The following is a 21,287-nucleotide window of genomic DNA, read 5'->3' on the forward strand; positions in this document are numbered from 1 at the left end:
GCACGAACGCGTCAGTCCCAGACGGCCGCGACGGCGGCGGCGTGCGCGGTGCCGACGGCCCGTCCGGCGCGGGCGGACGCCGCGCGGGTCGCGGGTGACAGCGAGTTGGTGCCGAACGCATCGACGGACGCCTGGTCGGCGCTGATCACGTGGACGGTGGCCGGACCGAGCGCGGCGATCTCGGCGTCGAGGTCGCCCCACGGCTGCGGCGTGTCCGCGAGGGTCGGCTGGATGACCAGCACGCGGTCGGCGCCGGCGGCCAGGTCGGCGTTGGTCATGGAGCGCACTCCGCCGTCGACGTAACGGCGGTCGCCGATCACGACCGGCGGCCAGATGCCGGGTACGGCGCAGCTGGCGGCGACGGCGTCGCGCAGCGTCACACCGGACTCGCGGGTGAAGATGGCCTCGTCGCCGGTCTCGGCGTCGACGGCGGGCAGCAGCAGTCGCCGGTCGGGCCACTGCTTCACGGGGAGCCGGGCGTCGATCGCGGCGAGCCGGACGGCCGGGTCGACGGTCCGCGCGGCGAGGGCGATCCCGCCGAGCCGGCGGCGGGCGTCCTGCGGCCCGGTCGCGCCGGTCAGCACGGCGGCGTACTCGGCGAACAGCTTCTCCATGTTGACGTCGACCTCGACCTCGGCCGTCTCGGGGCGGAGCTGGGCCGCGTACAGGTCGTCGAGCGCGACGCCGCTGGTGATCTGGGCGGCGACCGCGGAGCCGGCGGAGGTGCCGACGATCAGGTCGGCGGCGAGGATCCGGTCGGCGAGGGTGGGATCGGCGTCGGCGAGGCCGCGCAGGACGCCCAACTCCCAGGCAATCCCGGCCACGCCGCCACCGGCGAGTACGAGTGCGTTCGTCATGATCAGCAGCCTTGCACAGCGGGCGGGGCGCGGTGGTTCCCGCCGATCGTGACGGTCGCCTCAGAGAACCCGGGTGGCCTGCTCCGCCGTGACGTGGGCGTCGAGCCGCGACCGGTCCAGGTTGGCGCAGAGGACCACGGACGCCCCGGCCGCGAGCGGGGCGAGCAGCCACTTCAGCGGCTGCTCGTGTTCGGCCGCGTCGACCAGCAGTCGGTCGCCGGCGCGCAGGTCGAGCTGCTTGGCGTACTCCCGGGCCACCGCGCCCCACTCGCCGTAGCTGGTGCCGTCCGGGCTGGCCGGGTCGGACGGGCGGAGAGCGCCCAGGTCGGGTGCGATCTCGGAATGCCGGAGCACCTCCGGGGACCAGTCCAACCAACCGGGCGGCACCTCGTCCAACGGGCCGGGGCCGGTGCCGACGAGGTAGCGGTGCGTGCCCTCGGGCACGTCCTCCAGCCAGTCGTCGAGCCGTTCCGGGGTGACGAACACCGCGTCGTACGGCAGGTCGGCACCGGGTTCGAGGACCGGCAGCCCGGCCAGGGCCCGGGGCCGGAACGAGACCGACAGCCCGACCGACCAGGCCCCGATGAGAACGGCCGCGGTACGCCAGTGCGGCGGCAGCAGCACGGCCACCCGGTCGCCGGGGCGCAGCCCGCAGCCGTCCCGCAGCAGCCCGGCGCTGCGGGCCGCCCACGCGCCCAACTGCTGGGCGGTCAGATCGGTGCGCTCGCCGGTCGCGTCGTCGAGGTAGCTGAGCAGCGGCTCGTGGGTCGCTACGGCGACGGGTGCGTGGTCGGCCATCGAGTGCGCTCCTCCCTGGCGGTCAGCTCACCCTAGCGGGGCGAACCGGTCCACCAGGAGGGCCAACCGCCGCGCGTGTTCCTCCCGCGGCCTGGAAGGCGACGTGGCGGTCAGCGGAGCGGTAGCTCCGGGCCGCCGTCGAGCAGCGGGGCCAGCAGGTCGCCCTGCTTCTCCACCCGCTTGAGCACCTCGGGGGCGGTGTACGGCTTCGTCGACGGGCGCTTGCCGGCCGCGCCGGCCTCGACCTCGTCCCAGGTCAGCGGGGTGGAGACCGAGGGCACGTCCTGGGCCCGCAGCGAGTACGGCGCCACGGTCGTCTTGGCCGCGTTGTTCTGGCTCCAGTCGATGAAGACCTTCCCGGGGCGCAGATTCTTCGCCATCTTCGAGACGATCAGCTTCGGGTGCGCCTTCTCCAGTTCCTGCGCGATCCGCTTGGCGTAGTCGGAGACGAGATCGGCGTCCTGGGTGCCGGCGATCGGGCAGCAGAGCTGCATGCCCTTCTTCCCCGACGTCTTCGGGTAGCTGTCGATGCCGTCCTCGGCGAGCCGGTCCCGCATGAGCAGCGCCACCTGGCAGCACTGCTTCAGCGCGGCCGGGGCGCCCGGGTCCAGGTCGACCACCATCATGTCCGGGTGCTCGCCGATCTTCCACTGCGGCGTGTGCAGCTCCAGCGCCGCGAGGTTGGCCAGCCAGACCAGGGTGGGCAGGTCGTCGGCCACCACGTAGTCGATGGTCTCCCGCCCCTTGCTCGACCCGGGGGCGGGCAGGTTCTCGGTGCGTACCCAGGCGGGGGTGGCGGCGGGGGCGTTCTTCTCGAAGAACGAGCCGCCGTCGACGCCGTTGGGGAAGCGGATCCGGGTCAGTGGCCGGTCCTGGAGGTGCGGCAGCAGCACCGGGGCGATCCGGGTGTAGTAGTCGATCACCTCGCCCTTGGTGAAGCCGGCCTTCGGGTAGAGGACCTTGTCCAGGTTGGACAATTCCAGCGAACGGCCCTCCACGTCCACCTTCAGGCGCTCAGCTGGCATCGTCGACCTCCTCGGCCGGCTTGTCGGGGCGCAGGCGCAGGATCCGGGGAAAGCGCAGCCGGCCGTCGGGGGTGCGCTGGCCGTACTTGACCTCCACCACGACCTGAGGAGTTACCCAGTTCGCGCCGCGGGCATCCTCGCGCGGCACGTCCCCGGCGAACGGCGACGCGGTGGTGCGCAGCGGCTCCAGTTCACGCAGCAGTTCGCGTTCGAGCGCCGCGCCGATCCCGCCGCCCACCCGGCCCCGGTAGGTGAGCCGCCCGTCCGGCCGGGGCACCCCGATGAGCAGGCCGCCGATCTTCCGCGCCCCGGGCCGCCAGCCGCCGACCACGAAGTCGCCGGTCACCTCCAGCTTGACCTTCACCCAGTCCGGCGAGCGCACCCCGGGCCGGTAGAGGGCGTCGACCCGCTTGGCCATCACCCCCTCCAGGCCGTGCTCGCCGGCCGCCGCGTAGGTGGCCGGGCCGTCGCCGAAGACCGGGGGCACCGCCCACCGGGCAGCGCCGAGCCCGAGGTACTCCAGGATCTCGCGCCGCTGCCGGTAGGGCCGGCCGGTCAGGTCCTCGCCGCGCAGCCGCAGCACGTCGAAGATCATGTACGTGACGGGCACGGTCGCCGCGAGCCGTGCGGCCTTGGCCGCGTTGCGGACGTGCATCCGCTCGGCCAGGGCCGTGAACGAGGGCTGGCCGTCGGTGAAGAGGACCACCTCGCCGTCCAGCAGGGCGTCGTCGACCTGCTCGGCCAGGGGGATCAACTCGGGGTACGCGGTGGTGATCTCGACGCCGGAGCGGGCGTACAGGTGCTGGTGGCCGCGGCTGATGTCGGCGAGCGCGCGGACCCCGTCCCACTTGAACTCGTACGCCCAGCCGTCGCCGGCCGGGAGCTGCCCGGTCATCGCGAGCATCGGCTTCAACGGCGCGCCGGGCACCTCATGACTGTAGTTGCGCACGGAAGCGCGTGCGTCCCGTTCGATCATTTGCGATTCTGGTCAGAACCGGGAGAGGAGCGCGTCATGCGGGCGATCTGGAAGGGAGCGGTGTCGTTCGGCCTAGTGTCGATCGGGGTGAAGGTCTACTCGGCCACCGAGGAGAAGGACATCCGCTTCCATCAGGTGCACCGCGACGACGGCGGCCGCATCCGCTACAAGCGCACCTGCTCGGTCTGCGGCGAGGAGGTGACCTACGACGACATCGCCAAGGGCTACGACATCGGCGGCGGCGAGATGGTCATCCTCACCGACGAGGACTTCGCCGAGCTGCCACTGACCACCTCGCACGCCATCGACGTGCTGGAGTTCGTGCCGGCCGAGCAGGTCGACCCGATCCTCTACAACAAGGCGTACTTCCTGGAGCCGGAGGGCTCGGCCACCAAGCCGTACGTGCTGCTGCGCGACGCGCTCGCCGACTCCGAGCGGGTGGCGATCGTGAAGGTGGCGCTGCGCCAGCGGGAGCAGCTCGCCACCCTTCGCGTCCGCGAGGGCGTGCTGCTGCTCAACACCATGCTCTGGCCGGACGAGGTGCGCCAGCCCGACTTCGGCTTCCTCGACGAGGATCTGAAGGTGCGGCCCCCGGAGCTGGCGATGGCCAGTTCGCTGATCGACTCGATGGCCGGCGAGTTCGAGCCGGACGCCTTCACCGACGACTACCGGGCGGCGTTGCAGGAGGTCATCGACGCCAAGATCGAGGGCCGCGAGGTGGTCCAGCCGGAGGAGGAAGAGGCCGCGCCGGCCGCCGCCGTGGACCTGATGGCCGCCCTCAAGGCGTCGGTCGACCGGGCCCGGGCGGCCCGGGGCGAGGCGCCGGAGGGCGGGGCGGCCGAGCCGACCCCGATCTCGGCGGCGCGCTCGGCCCAGAAGGCGGCCAAGGCCACCAAGGCGCCGGCCAAGAAGGCGGCCGAGAAGAAGGCACCGGCGAAGAAGGCGCCCGCGAAGAAGGCGGCGGAGAAGAAGGCCGAGCCGGCCAAGAAGACCGCCGCCAAGAAGACCGCGGCGAAGAAGGCCCCGGCCAAGAAGGCCGCTGAGAAGAAGGCGGCCCCCCGCAAGACCGCCTGACGTCGAGGGCCGGACACCGGCCCCTCGGCGGCGGTGGTTCAGCCCCGGCCGAGCTTCTCGGTGGGGGTGACGCGGACGATCACCCGTTCCTCGCCCGGCTGGCGGAACGGGTAGGTCTCCTGCCCCAGGTACTTCTGCGCCATCCGGTCGATGTGCTCGTCCGCCCCCTCGGTGACCAGCTCCGCGGTGCCCTTGACCCAGAGGGTGCGGAAGTCGTCGGCCTTGTCCACGACGGAGACCGCGACCACCGGGTTGCGGGTGATGTTGAGGTACTTCTGCCGACCCTTGGTGGTGTTGAAGATGATGTGCTCGCCGTCGGTGTCCACCCACACCGGGGTGACGTGCGGGGTGCCGTCGGCCTCGATGGTCGCCACGTGGGCGAGCTGCGGCTCGGCGAGCAGGGCCAGGTCTACTTCGGTGAGGATCGCCATGGTCGAAAATCTACTCTGCCGAGCCCCGCGTCACGGCTGTTCCCCAAGGGCCGCCAAGGGGGTGGCTGTCCGAATCCCTGCTGGCCGAGGGAGCACCGGGGGCGTTCGGACGGGTACCGTGTGCGCTGGCCTCGGCGGCGGCCCGCCGGGGGCACCCACCCCACCCAGCAGGGAGTCGACGTGAGCGAGCGCGTGCAGAACCGGTCGGCGGGCCAGAGCCCGGGCACCAAGGCGGAGCGGCGGCTGGCCGCCCAGCTGGCGGCGAAGAAGGCCGCCGAGGCGAAGCGCCGCCGGCAGTCGATCCTGGGCGCCTTCGTCGGTGTGCTCGCCGTGGCCGGCCTGATCGCGGGCATCGTGTGGAAGAACAGCGGCGACGACGACAAGCCGGCGAGCACCGCCGCGTCGGCCAGCGCCGCCCCCTCGGCCGAGCCGACCGCGCCGCCGGCGCAGCAGTTCCCCGCCGACATCGACCCGGCGCTGAAGACCAAGCCGACCGTCGAGGCGGGCAAGGGCGAGCTGACGAAGCTCACCGTGACCACGCTGGTCAAGGGCAAGGGCCCGGCGGTCAAGGCCGGCCAGAACATCACCACGAACTACGTGGGCGTGTTCTACAAGGACGGCAAGGAGTTCGACGCGTCCTGGAACAACGGCCAGCCGGCCACCTTCCCGATCGGCGTCGGCCAGGTCATCCCCGGCTGGGACAAGGGCCTCGTGGGCGTGCCGGTGGGCAGCCGGGTGCAGCTCGACATTCCGGCCGATCTGGCGTACGGCAACGACGCGTCGGGCGGGCGTCCGGCCGGGCCGCTGCGCTTCGTCGTCGACGTGCTCGCCGCGCAGTAGCTCACAGCAGGCTTCCGTACGGTCACCCTGCGGCAGTAGGTTCAAGGTCACCGTGGGCGGTCCACCCGCCCGCGGCGACCTGCCCACCGATGCGGAGGTGCACGTGGCGGCGCTGGACGACACCGGGCTGGCCCGGCTGATGTGGACGCACTTCGAGCCGGTCCACGCGGTGACCTACTTCCACCCCCGGGCCCGCGCCGCCTACGAGGCGGTCGGGCTGCGCGGCTACTGGCGGGGCTACTTCGCCGGCCGGGCCGCGCCGCTGGGGGCTGTCGGCGCGCCGAGCGTGGTGGCCGCCTTCTTCAGCTTCGCGCCCGCCATGGTGGCCCGGGCGCTGCCCTCGGTGTGGCGGCTGGCCACCCCGGAGGAGGCGCTGCGCGCCCGGCTCACCGGCGCCGTGCAGGCGCTCGCCGAGTTCACCTACGAGCTGCCCGAGTCGCACCTGGTCGAGGCGGCCGACCTGCTGGAGGAGGCGGCCGGGCACGTGGAGCCGGCCGGCCGGGTGCTCGGCGCGGTCAACGCCGCCCTGCCCCGGGGCGAGTACCCGCTGGCCCGGATGTGGCAGGCCGCCACCACGCTGCGCGAGCACCGGGGCGACGGGCACGTGGCCGCGCTGGTCGGCACCGGCCTGGCGCCGGCCGAGGTGGTGGCCTGGCGGTGCCGCGTCGACCAGTCCCGGGAGTTCCACCAGGCGGCCCGCGGCTGGACCGACGACGAGTGGTCCGCCGCCGAGGAGCGGCTGGTCGAGCAGGGCTGGCTGACCGCCGACCACGCGCCGACCGAGCACGGCACCGCGACCTTCCGGGCCGTCGAGGAGGCCACCGACCGGGCCGCCCTGGGCCCGTGGCGGACGCTGGGCGCGGAGCGGACGGCCCGGCTGCGCGAACTGCTCGACCCGATCGCCATCCGGTGCCGCACGATCATCCCGCCGAAGGCCCCGATCGGCCTGCCGGCGCAGCGCGGCGTCGCGACCGACACGGCGGCCCCGGCCCGCTGAGCGGCCCGCCGGCACGCGGCCGGCCCGTCCGGCAGGATGGGTACGTGGTGGACGCGGTGCTCTTCGACCTGGACGGCGTGATCGTGGACTCCGAGCCCGTCTGGGAGGAGGTCCGGCGGGCGTACGTGGCGGAGCACGGTGGCACCTGGCAGCCGGACACCCAGCGCCGGCTCATGGGGATGAGCACCGGCGAGTGGGCCGCCTACCTGAGCGGTGAGCTGGGCGTCGACCGGAGCGCCGAGCAGGTCGCCACCGAGGTGGTGGCCGAGATGACCCGGCGGTACGCGGAGCGCGTACCCCTGATCGACGACGCGGTGGCGGTGGTGCGCCGCACGGCCGCGCGGTGGCCGCTGGGGTTGGCCAGTTCCTCCCCCACCCGGCTGATCGCGGCGGCGCTGGACGCGACGGGCCTGGCCGACGCGTTCGGCGCGACCCTGTCGACCGAGGAGACCGCCCGGGGCAAGCCGGCGCCGGACGTCTGGCTGGCGGTGGCCGCGCGGCTCGGCGTCGACCCGGCCCGGTGCGTGGCCGTGGAGGACTCCTCGAACGGGGTCCGCTCGGCGGCCGCCGCGGGTTGCCTGGTGGTGGCCGTGCCACACGGCTCCTACCCCCTCGACCCGGACGCCGAGAAGCTGGCGGCGGTGGTGCTGCCCTCGATCGACGCGCTCACCCCGGAGCTGGTGGCGCGCCTCGGCTGAGGCCCGGGCCGATCGCGCGGCGTTCGACCACCGGTACGTCCGACATGTCGCGCTCCTGCCGCTGACCGTCCGGTTGTACCGTTTCCGGGGCGCGTCCGATCGGAATGATCGCGGGGCGGCCGGGTAGCGCAGCCGGCACGACGGCGGAGGGGACGGCGATGAGGGCGATCGTGTACGAGACCAACGGGGACGCCTCGGTGCTCCAGCTCGTGGACCGGCCGGTGCCGAAGCCGGGCCGGGGCGAGGTGCTGGTGCGGATGGCCGTGGCCGGGGTGAACCCGACCGACTGGAAGGCCCGCCGCGCCTGGCCGCTGCCGCAGGGCTGGCAGATCCCCGGGCAGGACGGCGCCGGGGTGATCGAGGCGGTCGGCGAGGGCGTCGACCAGATCCTCATCGGCGAGCGGGTGTGGCTCTGGGAGGCGGCCTGGCAGCGGCCCTGGGGCACGGCCAGCGAGTACACGGTGGTGCCGGTCCGGCACGCGGTGAGCCTCGGGTCGGCCTCGTTCGACCTGGGCGCCGCGCTGGGCATCCCGTTCATGACGGCGCACCGCTGCCTGACCGCCGGCGAGTTCATGCCGGACAAGCTGCACGCCGGCGCGTTGAGCGACCACGTGGTGCTGGTGCAGGGCGGTGCGGGCGCGGTGGGCAACGCGGCCATCCAGTTGGCCCGCTGGGCCGACGCGTGCGTGATCGCCACGGTGAGCAGCCCGGAGAAGGCGCAGCTCGCCGCGGCGGCCGGGGCCAGCTTCGTGGTCAACTACCGCGAGCAGGACGTGGTCGAGGAGGTCCGCAAGATCGCGCCCGACGGGGTGCACACGATCGTCGAGGTGTCCGCCGCCCAGAACGCCGCCGCCGACGTGCAGTTGCTGCGTACGGGCGGTGCGGTCTGCGTCTACGCGGACGACGGAGGCGAGCAGGTGACCCTGCCGATCCGGCCGCTCATGATGCCGAACGCCCGCTGGCAGTTCGTGCTGATCTACACGGCGCCCAAGGCGGCCAAGGCGCAGGCGGTGACGGACATCGCGGCGGCGGTGGCCCAGGGCGCGGTGCGGGTGGGCCAGGAGGCCGGCCTGCCGCTGCACCACCACACGTTGGAGGCGGCCCGGGCGGCGCACGAGGCGGTGGAGAACTCGGTGGTCGGCAAGGTGCTCATCACGACCAGCGAGACATGAGAACGCGAAACCGATTTCGCCATCATCGGGACAGAGACGAACAAGTTTCGCGAGAATGACATTGCGGGTCGCCCCGCAATTGGACGGGCGGCCCCGGCGCGGTGCGAACGCCGGGGCCGCCCTCTGGGGAGGAATGTTCGAGAGGAACATGTCCTACCCGTGCTGGCGACGGTACGCCGGAAAGTGTTACGGCGCGGTCAGTTCACGTACGTCCAGACCACCGTCGGCGTACCGGGAACGCACCACCTTCTTGTCGAACTTGCCGACGCTGGTCTTCGGAACCGCGTCGATGAACGCCCAGCGCTCCGGCAACTGCCAGCGCGCCACCGACTTCCCGAGGAAGTCGCGCAGCTCCTCGGCGGTGACCGAGGCGCCCTCCCGCACCACCACGGTGGCGAGGGGCCGCTCGTCCCAGCGCTCGTCCGGCACGCCCACCACGCACGCCTCCAGCACGGCCGGGTGCGCCATGAGGGCGTTCTCCAGCTCGACCGAGGAGATCCACTCCCCGCCCGACTTGATCACGTCCTTGGCGCGGTCGGTGAGGGTGATGTAGCCGTCCGGCGACAGCGTGCCGACGTCCCCGGTCCGCAGCCAGCCGTCGCGGAACTTCTCCTCGTCCGGGATGTCGTCGCCGACGTACCGGGCGGTCACCCACGGCCCGCGGACCTCCAGCTCGCCCACGGACGTGCCGTCGGCGGGCAGCGGCTCGCCCAGCGGGCCGACGATCCGCGCGGCGACCCCGGCCGGCACCCGGCCCTGGGTGTAGCGGTAGCGCCAGGCCGTCTCGCCGGTCGCGCCCGCCGGCGGCCGGGAGACCGAGCCCAGCGGGGACATCTCGGTCATGCCCCAGGCGTGGATGACCTCGATGCCGTGCCGCTCCTGGAAGGCGTGCATGAGCGACGGCGGGCAGGCCGAGCCGCCGACGATCACCTCCGTCAGCGAGGAGGTGTCCACGTCGTGGCTGTCCAGGTAGGCCAGCAGGTCGGTCCAGATGGTGGGCACCGCGCCGGCCAGCGTGGGGCGCTCGGCGGCGATCATCGCGGCGATCGGCTCGGCCTGGAGGAACCGGTCCGGCATGATCAGCGACGCGCCGGAGAGGAACGCCGCGTAGGGCAGGCCCCACGACATCGCGTGGAACATCGGGACGATGGCCAGTTCCCGGTCCTGCGGGCCGAGTCCGAAGCCCTCGGGCATGCAGACCTGGAGCGAGTGCAGGTAGATCGAGCGGTGCGAGTAGGCGACGCCCTTGGGGTTGCCGGTGGTCCCGGAGGTGTAGCAGAGCGCGGCGGCGTCGCGCTCGTCCACCTCGGGCCAGTCGTAGACCTCCGGCCGGTCGGCCAGCAGGGCGTCCCAGTGGTGTACGGCGATCCGGTCGCCGGCCGCGGCCACCAGCGGGCCCGGGTCGCCGCCGCCGACCACCACCACGTGCCGGACCGTGGTCATCTGGCCGATCACCCGGGCCAGCAGCGGGATCAGCGTGGTGTCGACCAGCACCACCCGGTCCTCGGCGTGGTTGGCGATGTAGGCGACCTGGTCCGGGAAGAGCCGGAGGTTGAGGGTGTGCAGCACCGCGCCCATGCTCGGCACGGCGAAGTAGGCCACCAGGTGCTCGTTGTTGTTCCACATGAACGTGGCGACCCGCTCGTCACCGGTGACGCCGCACTCGTCGCGCAGCGCGTGGGCCAGCCGGGCGGCGGTCCGCCCGACCTCGGCGTACGTCATCCGGCGGGGCTCGGCGCCGGTCCACGTGACGACCTCGGCCGTGCCGTGCACGGTGGAGCCGTGTTCGAGGATCCGGGCGACCTGGAGGGGGGCGTCCATCATCGTGCTACGCATGGGTAACAACGTAGTGTCGCCGGTCACACCAGCGGAACCCCCGGAACGGCCGAGCCGATCAGGGAAGGTGCGTAGATTGTCCGGGTGAGCATCTCGTGGGCCGACTCGTACGTGGGGCAGCTCCGGGCCCTGGCCGGTGACCGCACCCTGATGTTCGTCGGGGCGCGCGCCGTGGTCCGGGACAACGCCGCCCGGGTGCTGCTCATCCAGCGCTCGGACAACGGCCAGTGGGCGCTGCCGGCCGGCGCCATGGAGCTGGGCGAGTCGATCGCCGACTGCGCCGTCCGGGAGGTGCGCGAGGAGACCGGACTGCGCGCCCTGCGGGTCAGCGCCTTCGCCCTCTACACCGGCCCCGACTTCACCAACACCAACATGTACGGCCACACCTACCAGGTCTTCACCACGGCGTTCCGGGTCGAGGAGTGGGACGGCGAGCTGGCCCGGTTCACCGACGAGACGATCGACGCCGACTTCTTCCACCCGGAGGAGCTGCCCACCCCGCTCTCTGCCAGCGTCGTCGAGACCCTCGCCGACCTGGACGTCTTCGAGCAGACCAACCGCCTCATCCTCAAGTGACGGCGCCGGCCTCCACGGGCCGCTCCTCCGCGGCCGTGCCGGTGCGGTCCGGCCGGGCGCCGGAACGTTCCGCGCCGATCCCGGCCACCACCACGAAGGCGATCCCGGCCACCGCGGCCGGCCCGGGCACCTGACCCAGCGCGACCAGGCCGACCACCAGCGCGATGGCCGGCTCCAGGCTCATGAGCGTGCCGAACGCGGCGGTGGTGAGCCGGCGCAGCGCCAGCAGTTCCAGCACGAACGGCACGACGGGCAGCAGCACGGCCAGCCCGAGGCCGGCCAGCAGCACCGGCCAGGTCAGGTCGCCGAGCACCGACGGGCCGACGACCAGGGTCGCGACGACGGCGGCCACCGGCATGGAGACCGCCAGGCCGCGGACCCCGGAGACCTCGTCCCCCACCCGCTGGGTGAGCAGGATGTACGCCGCCCAGCAGGCCCCCGCCCCGAGCGCGTACGCGACCCCGACCGGGTCCGCGCCGCCGTGCCACGGCTCGGTGAGCAGCAGCACCCCGACCGCCGCGAGCGCCGGCCAGAGCTTGGCGCCGCCCCGACCGCGGGCCACGGCCACACCCAGCGGCCCGAGGAACTCCAGCGCGCTGGCCGTGCCCAGGGGCAGCCGGGCCACCGCCGCCATGAACAGGATCGTGACGCCGGCGGTCACCGCGCCCAGCGCCACGCAGGCCCGCAGGGCGGAGCGGGTGAAGGCCGACGGGCGGGGCCGGACGAAGACCGCCAGCAGCACCCCGGCCCAGGCCAGGCGCAGCCAGGCGGCGCCCTCCGGGCCGACCCGGTCGAAGAGCCCCACCGAGGCGGCCAGCCCGAGCTGGACGCAGGTCATGGAGGCGACGGCCATGGCGGTGCCGGCCCGGGCGGGAGTCACGGTGGTCATGGGGACAGTAGAGCCGGTCCGGACCGCTCGCGTCCACGTGCCATTCCTGGATGAACCATTAGGCAATCGTGAATAATCGCCTCGTGGACCTGCGTCGCCTCCGCCTGCTGCGCGAACTGGCCCGGCTCGGCTCGATGCGCCTGGTCGCCGACGAGCTGCACGTCACCACCTCGACGGTGTCGCAGCAGCTCGCCGTGCTGGCCCGGGAGGTGGGCACCGACCTGGTCGAACCGCACGGCCGCCGGGTCCGGCTCACCCCGGCCGGGCGCCGGCTGGCCGAACACGCCGTGACGATCCTCGCCGCGGTCGACGCGGCCCGGCTCGACCTCGACCCACGCGCCGAGCCGGCCGGCACGGTCCGCGTCGCCGGCTTCGCCACCGCCGTCCGGCGCTCGCTCCTGCCGCTCACCGCCCGGCTCGCGGCGGACCACCCACGGGTGCGCCTCCGCATCGACGAGCACGAGCCGGCCGAGGCGTACGCGCTGCTCGCCACCGACGACGTCGACCTGGCGCTGACCTACGACTACAACCTGGCCCCGATCACCGCCGACCCCGCGCTCGACACCACGCCGCTGTGGACGGCGGCCTGGCACCTCGGCGTGCCCTCCGGCGCGGCGGCCCTCCCGGAGGCGGACGCCCCGGCGGTGTTCGACCGGTTCCGCGACGGGGACTGGATCGTCAACTCGCGCAACACCGCCGACGAGGTGGTGGTGCGGACCATCGCCTCGATGGCTGGCTTCGAGCCCCGGATCGTGCACCGCGCCGACAGCCTCGACCTGGTCCAGGACCTCATCGTCGCGGGGCTCGGCGTCGGCCTGCTCCCCGGCGACCAGCCCACCGGGCCCGGGGTCCGGCTCCTGCCGCTCACCGGACCGCAGGCCCTGCTGCGCGCGTACGCCGTGACCCGCCGCGGCCGGGCGGCCTGGCCGCCGCTGGCGCTCATCCTCGACCTGCTGGCCGCCCGACCCGAGGGGTAGCGGGTCAGAGCATCGTCTGGGACTTGGACTCCATGTCGGCGGCGGCCTCCTCCTTCGACTCCCGGGTGAGGGGCTTGCCGCCGGGGGCGGCCGCCGGGCCGCCGAGCGGGTCCGCGCCGCCGGCCGACCCGTGCGGGCCGGCGCCGCGCAACTGCTCGTTCGGCATGAGCAGGGTGACCACCACGGCCAGGATCGCGACCAGCCCGGTGGTCAGGAAGACCAGGTGCAGCGACTCGACGAACGAGGCCTGGATGGCGCCCCGCACCGGACCGGGCAGGGCCATGATCGTCGCCGGGTCGTTGATCGAGATGTTGGCGCCGCCGCTTGCCGCCACGGCCGCCCGCTGGTCCGGCGGGAGCTGGGCGATGGCCGCCGGCAGCCGCCCGGCCAGCTCGCTGGTGAGCCGGGACGACAGCACCGCGCCGAGGATGGCCACGCCGAACGAGCCGCCCAGCGAGCGGAAGAACGTCGCCGACGACGTGCCCGCGCCCAGGTCGCGCGGGTCGACCGAGTTCTGCACGCCCAGGATGAGCGACTGCATGCACAGGCCCAGCCCGACGCCGATCACCACCATGAAGCCGAAGGCGACCCAGAGCGAGGTGGCCACCTGGAGCTGCCGGAACAGCAGCATGCCGGCCACCAGCACGGCCGCGCCGGCCACCGGGAACCACTTGTACCGGCCGATCCGGCTCATGGCCCGCCCGGTGATGATCGAGGTGAAGATGATGCCGGCCATCATGGGCAGCATCAGCAGGCCGCTGCGGGTCGGCGAGGCGCCCTTGACGATCTGGAGGTAGAGCGGGATGAAGATGATCGACCCGAACATCACCAGACCGAGCACGAAGCCCGCCGAGTTGGCCAGCGCGAAGGTGGGGCTGCGGAACAGCCGCAGCGGCAGGATCGGCTCCTTCACCCGGGCCTCCTGGAGCACGAAGAGCGCGCCCAGCACCGCCCCGGCCACGAACAGCCCGATGATCACCCCGGAGTCCCAGGCGTACTCGTTGCCGCCCCAGCTCAGCGCGAGCAGCAGGCAGCTCACCCCCGCGACCAGCAATCCCGCCCCGACCCAGTCGACGCTGTGCTCCCGGCGCTGGAAGGGGACCAGCCGCATGACGTGGTAGCAGACCACGATGGCGAGGATGGCCAGCGGCACGTTGATGTAGAAGATCCACCGCCAGTTGGTCTCCGCGAAGTAGCCGCCGACCAGCGGGCCGGCCACCGAGGAGATGCCGAAGACCGCGCCGAACAGGCCCTGGTAGCGGCCACGTTCCCGGGGTGGCACCACGTCCGAGATGATGGTGAACGCCAGCGTCAGCAGGCCGCCCGCGCCGAGGCCCTGCACGCCCCGGGTGACGATGAGCTGGGTCATGTTCTGCGACAGGCCGGCCAGCAGCGAGCCGAGCAGGAACGTGCCGATCGAGAAGAGGAAGACCGGGCGGCGCCCGTACAGGTCGGCCATCTTGCCGTAGAGCGGCGTCGACGCGGTGGAGGCGAGCAGGTACGCGGTGACAACCCACGAGTAGTGGTTGATCCCGCCCAGCTCACCGACGATGGTGGGCAGCGCGGTGCCGACGATGGTCTGGTCGAGCGCCGCCAGCAGCATGCCGGTCATCAGGCCGAGCATCAACAGGCGGATCTGGCGGGCGTGCAGCACGGGACGAGCGGCCTGGGCTGTCATCCCGCTTCCTTTCCCACCGGGGGCGGATCATGCCCCCGGTGGGAGAAGAAGTCAGTGCCTGCCCTCGGCGAACTCCTCGACGATCTTGTCGCAGAACGCCGGCAGGTCGTCCGGCTTGCGGCTGCTGACCAGGCCGTTGTCGGTGACGACCTCCTGGTCCACCCAGTTCGCGCCGGCGTTGGTGAGGTCGGTGCGCAGGCTCGGCCAGGAGGTGATCGTCCGACCGCCCACCACGTCCGCCTCGACAAGCGTCCACGGGCCGTGGCAGATCACCCCGACCGGCTTGCCGGCCTCGAAGAACGACTTCACGAACCGGACCGCCTCGGGATCGGTCCGTAGGAAGTCCGGGTTCGCCACGCCGCCGGGCAGCACCAGCGCGTCGTACGCCCCCGCGTCCGCCTCCTTGGTCGTCACGTCGACCTGGTACTGCTTGCCGTGGTCGAGGTGGTTGAAGGCCTGGATCGAACCGGACTCGATCGAGACCAGTTCGACCCGGGCGCCGGCGTTCTCCACCGCCTCGCGGGGCTTGGTGTACTCGACCTCCTCGACGCCGTCGGCGGCCAGGAACGCGATCCGCTTGCCCTGCAGTGTCGCTGCCATGGTGGTTCTCCTCTCCGGGGTCTGTCTGCACCCGTTCCCGGGCCGGATCCGCCGAAACCGGACGGCCAGGGTGTCCCGGGCCGCAGGTTTGGCCGGTCCCGCTCGGGGGACCCGAAGGGGCATGGCAGGAGCAGCAGCGGAAGAGCGCCGGCTCGCCACCGTCGTGGCCGGCTGGCAGGGGCGTCCCGTGCTGGTCGTGGGCGACGCCATGCTGGACGAGTGGCGGTTCGCGGAGTCGGAGCGGCTCTGCCGGGAGGCGCCCGCGCCGGTCCTGACCCTGCGCCGCCGGATCTCCGCCGCGGGCGGGGCCGCGAACACCGCCGTCAACGTGGCCGCCCTCGGCGGCCGGGCCGCCCTGGTCGCCCCGGTCGGCGCGGACGTGGCCGGTGACGAGCTGCACGACTGCCTCGACCGCGCGGGCGTCTGGGACCGCACGGTCGGCCACCCCGGGCGCCCCACGCCGGTGAAACGGCGGATGCTCGCCGGCAACCAGATCCTGCTCCGCGAGGACTCCGGCGACCCGGAGGACCCGCTCGACGACGACGGGGTGGCCCGCCTGCTCACCGCGCTGCACTGCGCCACGGAGGAACTGCGCGCGGTGGCCGCCGGGCAGCCGCCCACCCTGGTCGTCTGCGACTACGGCCTGGGCGCGCTGCCCTCGGCCGTGCGCGCCTGGCTGGTCGCCAACCGGGACCGGTACGCCACCGTGGCGCTCGACGCGCACGACCTGGCCGACTGGCGCGGCCTCAACCCGACCGTGGTGACGCCGAGCTTCGCCGAGGCGACCCGCCTGCTGGCCCGGGCGGCCGCCGGCTTCAACGGCGGGCACCGGAGCGCGGCCCGCGGCGCGACCGCCGGCCACCTGCACCTGGACCACCTGGCCGACCCGGCCGACGGCCCCTCCGAGCTGGTCGTCGGCGCGGCGCCCGGCGGCGCGGGCGAACGGGAGCCCGGCAACCCGCACCCGACCTCCGGGGCGCCCGCGGCCGAGCACGGCGGCGGGGCGGCCGGACCGACCGGCGAGCCGACGCCCGGCGAGGAGCGGGTCGCGCTGACCGGGGACGGGCTCAGCGTCACGGGCACCGGCGTGACCGTCAACGCGGCGGCCGGGGCCGGCGTGGACCGGGCCGTGCTGGCCGAGTCCCGCCTGGACGAGCTGCGCGAGCACACCGGCGCGGACGTGGTGGCGGTGACCCTGGACACCGAGGGCGCGGTGGTCGGCGGGGCCGACGGCGAACCCCGGCGCAGCCACAGCACCCCGGTCCCGGCCAGCCACGCCGTGGGGGCCGGGGACGCGTACCTGGCGGCCATGACCCTGGCGCTGGCGGCGGAGGCGAGCCTGCCGACCGCCGCGCAGCTCGCCCAGCTCGCCGCCACCATCACGGTCTCCGACACCGGCACCTGCGTGTGCCGGCGGGAGGACCTGCTCGACGCGCTGGGCAGCGGGCCGGAGGAGGCCGGTCGCCCCACCCAGGTGGGCGCCGAGGAGCTGACCGCGATCGTCGCGGAGCACCGCCGGGCCGGCCGGTCGATCGTCTTCACCAACGGCTGCTTCGACGTGCTGCACCCCGGGCACGTCCGCTACCTCACCCAGGCCCGCGCGCTCGGCGACCTGCTGGTCGTGGCGGTCAACTCCGACGGCAGCGTACGCCGGCTCAAGGGCCCGGACCGGCCGGTCAACCCGGTCGAGGACCGCGCCGCCCTGCTCGCCGCGCTGGAGTGCGTCGACCACGTGGTGGTCTTCGAGGAGGACTCCCCGGCGAAGCTCATCGAGGCGATCCGCCCGGACGTCTACGTCAAGGGCGGCGACTACCCGCCCGAGATGGTCCCGGAGGCCCCGCTGGTCCGCCGGCTGGGCGGCCAGGTGCGCACCCTCGGGTACGTGCCGGACCGCTCCACGTCGGCGATCATCGACCGCATCCGGTCGCACCCGGTCGTCCCGCCGGTGAACGAGGGCAGGCCGGCGTGAACCGACCGCTCGACCTCGGCGCGCCCGAGGAGTTCCGCCGCCCCCGGCAGCTCGACGTGTTGATCCCCACCCGCAACCGGCCCGCCGAACTGGCGGTCACCCTCTCCGGGCTGGCCGCGCAGGAGGGCGTACCGGACTTCGGGGTGGTGGTGAGCGACCAGTCCGACGGCGACCCGGCGTACGCGCACCCCGCGGCGGCCACCATGGTCCGGGCGTTGCGCCACCGCGGCCACCCGGTGCTGCTGACCCGGCGGCTGCCCCGGCGCGGGCTGGCCGAGCACCGCGCCTACCTGCTGGACCGGTCGGCGGCCCGGTACGTGCTCTGCCTCGACGACGACGTCTGGCTGGAACCCGGCACGGTCTCCCGGCTGGTCACCGCGATCCGCGAGCTGGGCTGCGGGTTCGTCGGCAACGCCGTGCACGGACTCTCCTACGCCGACGACGTGCGCCCCGAGACGCACGGGCACTACGAGGAGTGGCCCGGGCCGCCGGTGCCCGAGCGGATCCGCCCCGGCACCCCGGAGTGGCAGCGGGCATCCATCCACCCGGCGGCGAACCTGCTGCACGTCACCGAGAAGCTGCGGCTGCCGGCCGGGGCGTGGCGGGCGTACAAGGTCTCCTGGATCGGCGGGTGCGTGCTCTACGACCGGGCCAAGCTGCTCGACTCCGGCGGCTTCGAGTTCTGGCGCCGGCTCCAGGAACGGCACCAGGGCGAGGACGTCGCCGCGCAGCTCGCGGTGCTGGAGCGGCACGGTGGCGCCGGCGTCCTGCCCAGCGGCGCCTACCACCTGGAGTCGCCGACCACCGTCACGGAGCGGGACGTGGAGGCGTGGGAGGTCGTGGTCGCCGAGTCGGACACCCCGCAGCCGGCCTGACGCTCAGCCCGCCAGCAGGTCGCGTGCCGCCTCGACCACCTCGGCGGTCGGCACGTCCGCCACGAACGAGTCGCGGTGCGGGCACTCCCCGCCGCCGGGCCGGTGCGGGTAGATGTCCCGGGTGCAGTCGACGCCGCAGACCGGGCAGTTGGTGGTCCACGAGGCGATCGGGCGGTGCCGGACGCGCAACGGCGTGGCCCCGTTGATCAGGTTGCCGATCCAGTAGACGCCGACCGTCGGGGCGCCCACCGCGGCGGCCAGGTGCAGCGGGCCGGTGTCGTTGGAGACCACGAGCGCGCAACCGGAGTACGCGGCGGCCAGCCCGCCCAGGCTGAGCGTGCCGACCTGCGGGCGCACCGGCACGCCGGCCGCCGCGACCACCTCGTCCACGGTCTCCCGCTCGGCGGGGGTGCCGGTGACCAGCACCTCGTACCCGTCGCCGGCCAGCGCCCGGGCGACCTCGCCGAAGCGCTCCGGCGGCCAGCGCCGCCGGGTGTCGGTGGCCCCCGGGTGCAGCGCCACCCGGGGACGGTCCGGCTCGCCGAGCACCGTGCGGGCCTCGGCCCGGTCGGCGTCGGTCACCGCCAGCGCCGGGGTGATCGTCACCGCCGGCGCACCGACCAGGGCGACCGCCTCCAGGTAGCGGATCACCTCGTGCTGGTAGTAGACGTACCGGATCCAGCGGTCCAGCGGCGGCGCGTCGTCGGCGCGCAGGCCGGCGGTGACCCGGGCGCCCAGCCCGGCGATGATCGGGTTGGAGTTGGCACCCCCGCCGTGCAGTTGCAGGGCGAGGTCGAACCGCTCCTTCCGGGCCGCCGCCAGGAAGTCCGCCAGCTCGGACGGCACCTCGTCCGGGCCGGGCTCGCGGATGCCGGGCGCCGGCGGCACCACCAGCACCCGGTCCACCGGGCCGGGCCGGTCGCGCCACAGCTTCGCGTGCCACGGCGCGCCGAGCAGCACGATCTCGGCCGACGGGTACGCGGCCCGCAGTGCCTCCAGCGCCGGCAGGACGAAGATGAAGTCGCCGAGCGCGTTCGCCCTCAGCACGGCGATCCGCTCGACTTCGGGTACGCGCTCGCCGACCGGGCCGAGCACTGACGACGGCTCCAGGTCGCGGCGCGGCGACAGACGCGCCGAGCTGGAGTCGTCGGCCGGGGCTGCCACGCGACCCCTACGGCCGGTCGATCTCGTCGACCGCGGTGTCCGGGTGGTGCAGCTCCCGGTCCGCGGCCGGGTCGGTCACGGTCCGCGTACCCCCGGAGGTGGTGCTCGGGCCGGCGCGCCCGACGGTGATGGTGCGCGGCGCGGGCCGGGCCGCCCGGGGCAGGCGCACCCGCAGCAGGCCGTGGTCCATCACCGCGTCGATCCGGTCCGGGTCCACCCGGGACGGCAGGTCCACCCGGTACTCGAAGCCCCGGGTCGTGAACCCGCCCGGGATGCCCTGGTCGGCGTTGACCTCGGCCTCGGACCGGGCCCGTACGCACAGCTCCCGGTCGTCCAGCTCGACGGCCACCTCCTCGGGGGCCACGCCGGGCAGCCGGACGACCACCTCCCAGCCGTCGGCGATCTCGGTCAGCTCCACGTCCGGGCTGCCGCCGCGGCCACCCACCAGGCGGCTCAGCTCGGCGCGCAGCGACTGCAGCTCGCCCATGGGGTCCCAGCCCTGCTGGCGGCCCCGCCAGCCCCGACCGCCGCTCTGTTCCGTCATCGCACGTCTCCGATCCGCTGGGTCGCCGAGGGGGGTCGCAGCGAGCTCGGCGCGTTCAGGTCGTGCTCCGGGTCGACGCCGACGCCCAGCCGGTCCACCAGCTCGCCGCCGAGCCAGGCGCTGACGCCGAGGATCGCCACGGCGACCACCTCGATGGCGATCAGGGCGCCCCCGGCGGCCCGGGAGTCGGCGTTGAGCCGGACCACCCAGACCGCGGCGAAGAGCAGGATGACCGCGACGTTGGCGGCGGCGTGGGTGAGCCCGACCCGCTTGGCGCGGGTGCCGGTGGGCAGGGCGAGCAGGTCGAAGGCGCCGGCCGCCGCGGCCAGCAGGCCGCCGACCAGGCCGACCGTGATGTTCCAGTACGCGACCTCGCCGAGGAAGTCCGGCCCGCCCACGGTGTCGATGACGTCGAATATCACCGCGGTGACCAGCAGGGCCACCGGGAACATCACCAGCATGGGATGGACGGGATGGCCGAGCACCTTCAGTCGGCTCTCCATCTCGGCCTCCATCGATCGCGTCCGGGCGCGCTGCGGCTCAGTCCGTACCCGCCGGCTCCGGGGGCAAACCTCGCCGTCGACGCGCTCTCCTAGGCTGACCCTGACGGAAACCGGCCGTCCGTGGGCCGGAATCGCCGTCAAGGTCAACGGACGGGGGAGGCAGACGTGACGGCACGGGAGATCACCAGCCCGGAGGAACTGGCCGAACTGCTGGGCACACCGAACCAGCGGGCGCGGGACAAGGAGCGCACGACGCTGCACCAGCGGGACCGGGAGTGGCTGGCCGCCTCGCCGTTCTGCCTGGTCGCCACCGCCGGCGCGGACGGCAGCTGCGACGTCTCCCCGAAGGGCGACCCGGCCGGCTTCACCCGGGTGCTGGACGAGACGACCATCGCCCTCCCCGAGCGGCCCGGCAACCGGCGGGCCGACGGCTACCGCAACATCCTGGCCAACCCGCACGTCGGGCTGATCTTCCTGATCCCCGGCCGCACCGACACGCTGCGCATCAACGGCCGGGCCCGGCTGGTGGCGGACGCGCCGTACTTCGCGGACATGGAGGTCAAGGGACACCGCCCGGTGCTGGCCGTCGAGGTGTCCATCGAGCAGATCTTCTACCACTGCGCGAAGGCGTTCCTCCGCTCCGAGCTGTGGAAGCCGGAGACCTGGCGGCCCGACGCGCTGCCGACCCGCGCCCGGCTCGTCAAGGAGGTGGAGGCGCCCACGGAGAACCTGGCCGACCTGGAACGCCACCACGGCCCGGACTACGCCCGCAAGCTCTACGTCTGAGCCTCCGCCCTCACCGCCCGGG

The 21,287-nt window shown here is 73.9% G+C and carries 22 protein-coding genes; 10 read left to right on the forward strand and 12 right to left on the reverse strand.

Going from position 1 to position 21,287, the window contains the following annotated elements; all coding sequences use genetic code 11:
* Positions 1-11: 11 nt before the first annotated feature.
* The 4 genes from FXF50_RS12030 to ligD (FXF50_RS12045) all read right to left on the reverse strand — a co-directional run bounded on the left by FXF50_RS12030 (position 12) and on the right by ligD (FXF50_RS12045) (position 3,608).
* On the reverse strand, positions 12-857 hold the full coding sequence (locus FXF50_RS12030; protein WP_148427299.1) for a patatin-like phospholipase family protein: 846 nt from the start codon (positions 855-857) through the stop codon (positions 12-14).
* A 60-nt stretch (positions 858-917) separates the two neighbouring features.
* The gene (locus FXF50_RS12035) at positions 918-1,655 is read right to left on the reverse strand and encodes a TIGR03089 family protein (RefSeq protein WP_148427300.1); all 738 of its coding nucleotides are present in this window, start codon (positions 1,653-1,655) and stop codon (positions 918-920) included.
* Positions 1,656-1,765: 110 nt separating this feature from the next.
* Positions 1,766-2,680: a non-homologous end-joining DNA ligase gene (gene ligD / locus FXF50_RS12040; RefSeq protein WP_148427301.1), complete on the reverse strand. Its 915-nt coding sequence runs from the start codon at positions 2,678-2,680 to the stop codon at positions 1,766-1,768.
* Positions 2,670-3,608, reverse strand: coding sequence for a non-homologous end-joining DNA ligase (ligD, locus tag FXF50_RS12045; RefSeq protein WP_148427775.1), 939 nt, complete (start codon positions 3,606-3,608; stop codon positions 2,670-2,672). Before ligD (FXF50_RS12045) ends, ligD (FXF50_RS12040) begins: the two co-directional genes overlap by 11 nt.
* A gap of 84 nt (positions 3,609-3,692) precedes the next feature.
* Between ligD (FXF50_RS12045) and FXF50_RS12050 the strand changes: the two genes are divergently transcribed.
* A complete protein-coding gene (locus FXF50_RS12050; protein WP_148427302.1) occupies positions 3,693-4,730 on the forward strand; it encodes a Ku protein in 1,038 nt (345 codons plus the stop codon).
* 38 nt (positions 4,731-4,768) lie between these two features.
* On the opposite strand, the gene FXF50_RS12055 is transcribed toward FXF50_RS12050, so the two are convergent.
* Entirely contained in the window at positions 4,769-5,161 is a 393-nt protein-coding gene (locus FXF50_RS12055) for a PPOX class F420-dependent oxidoreductase (protein ID WP_148427303.1), read from the reverse strand.
* 180 nt (positions 5,162-5,341) lie between these two features.
* On the opposite strand from FXF50_RS12055, the gene FXF50_RS12060 reads away from it, so the two are divergent.
* The 4 genes from FXF50_RS12060 to FXF50_RS12075 all read left to right on the forward strand — a co-directional run bounded on the left by FXF50_RS12060 (position 5,342) and on the right by FXF50_RS12075 (position 8,868).
* Entirely contained in the window at positions 5,342-6,001 is a 660-nt protein-coding gene (locus FXF50_RS12060; protein ID WP_148427304.1) for an FKBP-type peptidyl-prolyl cis-trans isomerase, read from the forward strand.
* A gap of 139 nt (positions 6,002-6,140) precedes the next feature.
* Complete coding sequence (locus FXF50_RS12065) at positions 6,141-6,998, forward strand: hypothetical protein (RefSeq protein ID WP_187399660.1); 858 nt, start codon at positions 6,141-6,143, stop codon at positions 6,996-6,998.
* 44 nt (positions 6,999-7,042) lie between these two features.
* Positions 7,043-7,696, forward strand: a complete 654-nt coding sequence (locus tag FXF50_RS12070; protein WP_148427306.1) for an HAD family phosphatase — start codon at positions 7,043-7,045, stop codon at positions 7,694-7,696.
* Positions 7,697-7,854: 158 nt separating this feature from the next.
* The gene (locus FXF50_RS12075) at positions 7,855-8,868 is read left to right on the forward strand and encodes an NADPH:quinone reductase (RefSeq protein ID WP_148427307.1); all 1,014 of its coding nucleotides are present in this window, start codon (positions 7,855-7,857) and stop codon (positions 8,866-8,868) included.
* 186 nt (positions 8,869-9,054) lie between these two features.
* Here the strand turns inward: FXF50_RS12075 and FXF50_RS12080 are convergent, their stop codons facing one another.
* Positions 9,055-10,704 (reverse strand): fatty acid--CoA ligase, encoded by a 1,650-nt coding sequence (locus tag FXF50_RS12080; RefSeq protein WP_148427308.1) that lies wholly within the window; start codon positions 10,702-10,704, stop codon positions 9,055-9,057.
* A gap of 84 nt (positions 10,705-10,788) precedes the next feature.
* Here FXF50_RS12080 and FXF50_RS12085 point away from each other — a divergent pair, with 84 nt between their 5' ends.
* The gene (locus FXF50_RS12085) at positions 10,789-11,280 is read left to right on the forward strand and encodes an NUDIX domain-containing protein (RefSeq protein ID WP_148427309.1); all 492 of its coding nucleotides are present in this window, start codon (positions 10,789-10,791) and stop codon (positions 11,278-11,280) included.
* On the opposite strand, the gene FXF50_RS12090 is transcribed toward FXF50_RS12085, so the two are convergent.
* The gene (locus FXF50_RS12090; RefSeq protein ID WP_148427310.1) at positions 11,273-12,169 is read right to left on the reverse strand and encodes a DMT family transporter; all 897 of its coding nucleotides are present in this window, start codon (positions 12,167-12,169) and stop codon (positions 11,273-11,275) included. The genes FXF50_RS12085 and FXF50_RS12090 overlap by 8 nt on opposite strands.
* An 83-nt stretch (positions 12,170-12,252) precedes the next feature.
* Between FXF50_RS12090 and FXF50_RS12095 the strand changes: the two genes are divergently transcribed.
* Positions 12,253-13,146: a LysR family transcriptional regulator gene (locus FXF50_RS12095; protein WP_148427311.1), complete on the forward strand. Its 894-nt coding sequence runs from the start codon at positions 12,253-12,255 to the stop codon at positions 13,144-13,146.
* A gap of 4 nt (positions 13,147-13,150) precedes the next feature.
* Here the strand turns inward: FXF50_RS12095 and FXF50_RS12100 are convergent, their stop codons facing one another.
* Positions 13,151-14,824, reverse strand: coding sequence for an MDR family MFS transporter (locus FXF50_RS12100; RefSeq protein ID WP_148427312.1), 1,674 nt, complete (start codon positions 14,822-14,824; stop codon positions 13,151-13,153).
* A 51-nt stretch (positions 14,825-14,875) separates the two neighbouring features.
* Entirely contained in the window at positions 14,876-15,424 is a 549-nt protein-coding gene (locus tag FXF50_RS12105) for a type 1 glutamine amidotransferase domain-containing protein (RefSeq protein ID WP_148427313.1), read from the reverse strand.
* Between the two features lie 121 nt (positions 15,425-15,545).
* Between FXF50_RS12105 and rfaE2 the strand changes: the two genes are divergently transcribed.
* Both rfaE2 and FXF50_RS12115 read left to right on the forward strand, forming a co-directional pair.
* Positions 15,546-17,393, forward strand: a complete 1,848-nt coding sequence (gene rfaE2, locus FXF50_RS12110) for a D-glycero-beta-D-manno-heptose 1-phosphate adenylyltransferase (protein ID WP_148427314.1) — start codon at positions 15,546-15,548, stop codon at positions 17,391-17,393.
* Entirely contained in the window at positions 17,390-18,268 is an 879-nt protein-coding gene (locus FXF50_RS12115; protein ID WP_148427315.1) for a glycosyltransferase family A protein, read from the forward strand. Before rfaE2 ends, FXF50_RS12115 begins: the two co-directional genes overlap by 4 nt.
* Positions 18,269-18,271: 3 nt before the next feature.
* On the opposite strand, the gene FXF50_RS12120 is transcribed toward FXF50_RS12115, so the two are convergent.
* The 3 genes from FXF50_RS12120 to FXF50_RS12130 all read right to left on the reverse strand — a co-directional run bounded on the left by FXF50_RS12120 (position 18,272) and on the right by FXF50_RS12130 (position 20,479).
* The gene (locus FXF50_RS12120) at positions 18,272-19,378 is read right to left on the reverse strand and encodes a glycosyltransferase family 9 protein (RefSeq protein ID WP_148427777.1); all 1,107 of its coding nucleotides are present in this window, start codon (positions 19,376-19,378) and stop codon (positions 18,272-18,274) included.
* A 61-nt stretch (positions 19,379-19,439) separates the two neighbouring features.
* The gene (locus FXF50_RS12125; RefSeq protein WP_148427316.1) at positions 19,440-19,976 is read right to left on the reverse strand and encodes an Hsp20/alpha crystallin family protein; all 537 of its coding nucleotides are present in this window, start codon (positions 19,974-19,976) and stop codon (positions 19,440-19,442) included.
* Complete coding sequence (locus tag FXF50_RS12130; RefSeq protein ID WP_148427317.1) at positions 19,973-20,479, reverse strand: DUF2231 domain-containing protein; 507 nt, start codon at positions 20,477-20,479, stop codon at positions 19,973-19,975. The genes FXF50_RS12125 and FXF50_RS12130 overlap by 4 nt, the downstream gene beginning before the upstream one ends.
* Positions 20,480-20,644: 165 nt before the next feature.
* Here FXF50_RS12130 and FXF50_RS12135 point away from each other — a divergent pair, with 165 nt between their 5' ends.
* Entirely contained in the window at positions 20,645-21,265 is a 621-nt protein-coding gene (locus tag FXF50_RS12135; RefSeq protein ID WP_148427318.1) for a pyridoxamine 5'-phosphate oxidase family protein, read from the forward strand.
* Positions 21,266-21,287 lie beyond the last annotated feature (22 nt).

It is taken from the genome of Micromonospora sp. AP08, assembly GCF_008085935.1.
GTDB lineage: Bacteria > Actinomycetota > Actinomycetes > Mycobacteriales > Micromonosporaceae > Micromonospora > Micromonospora chersina.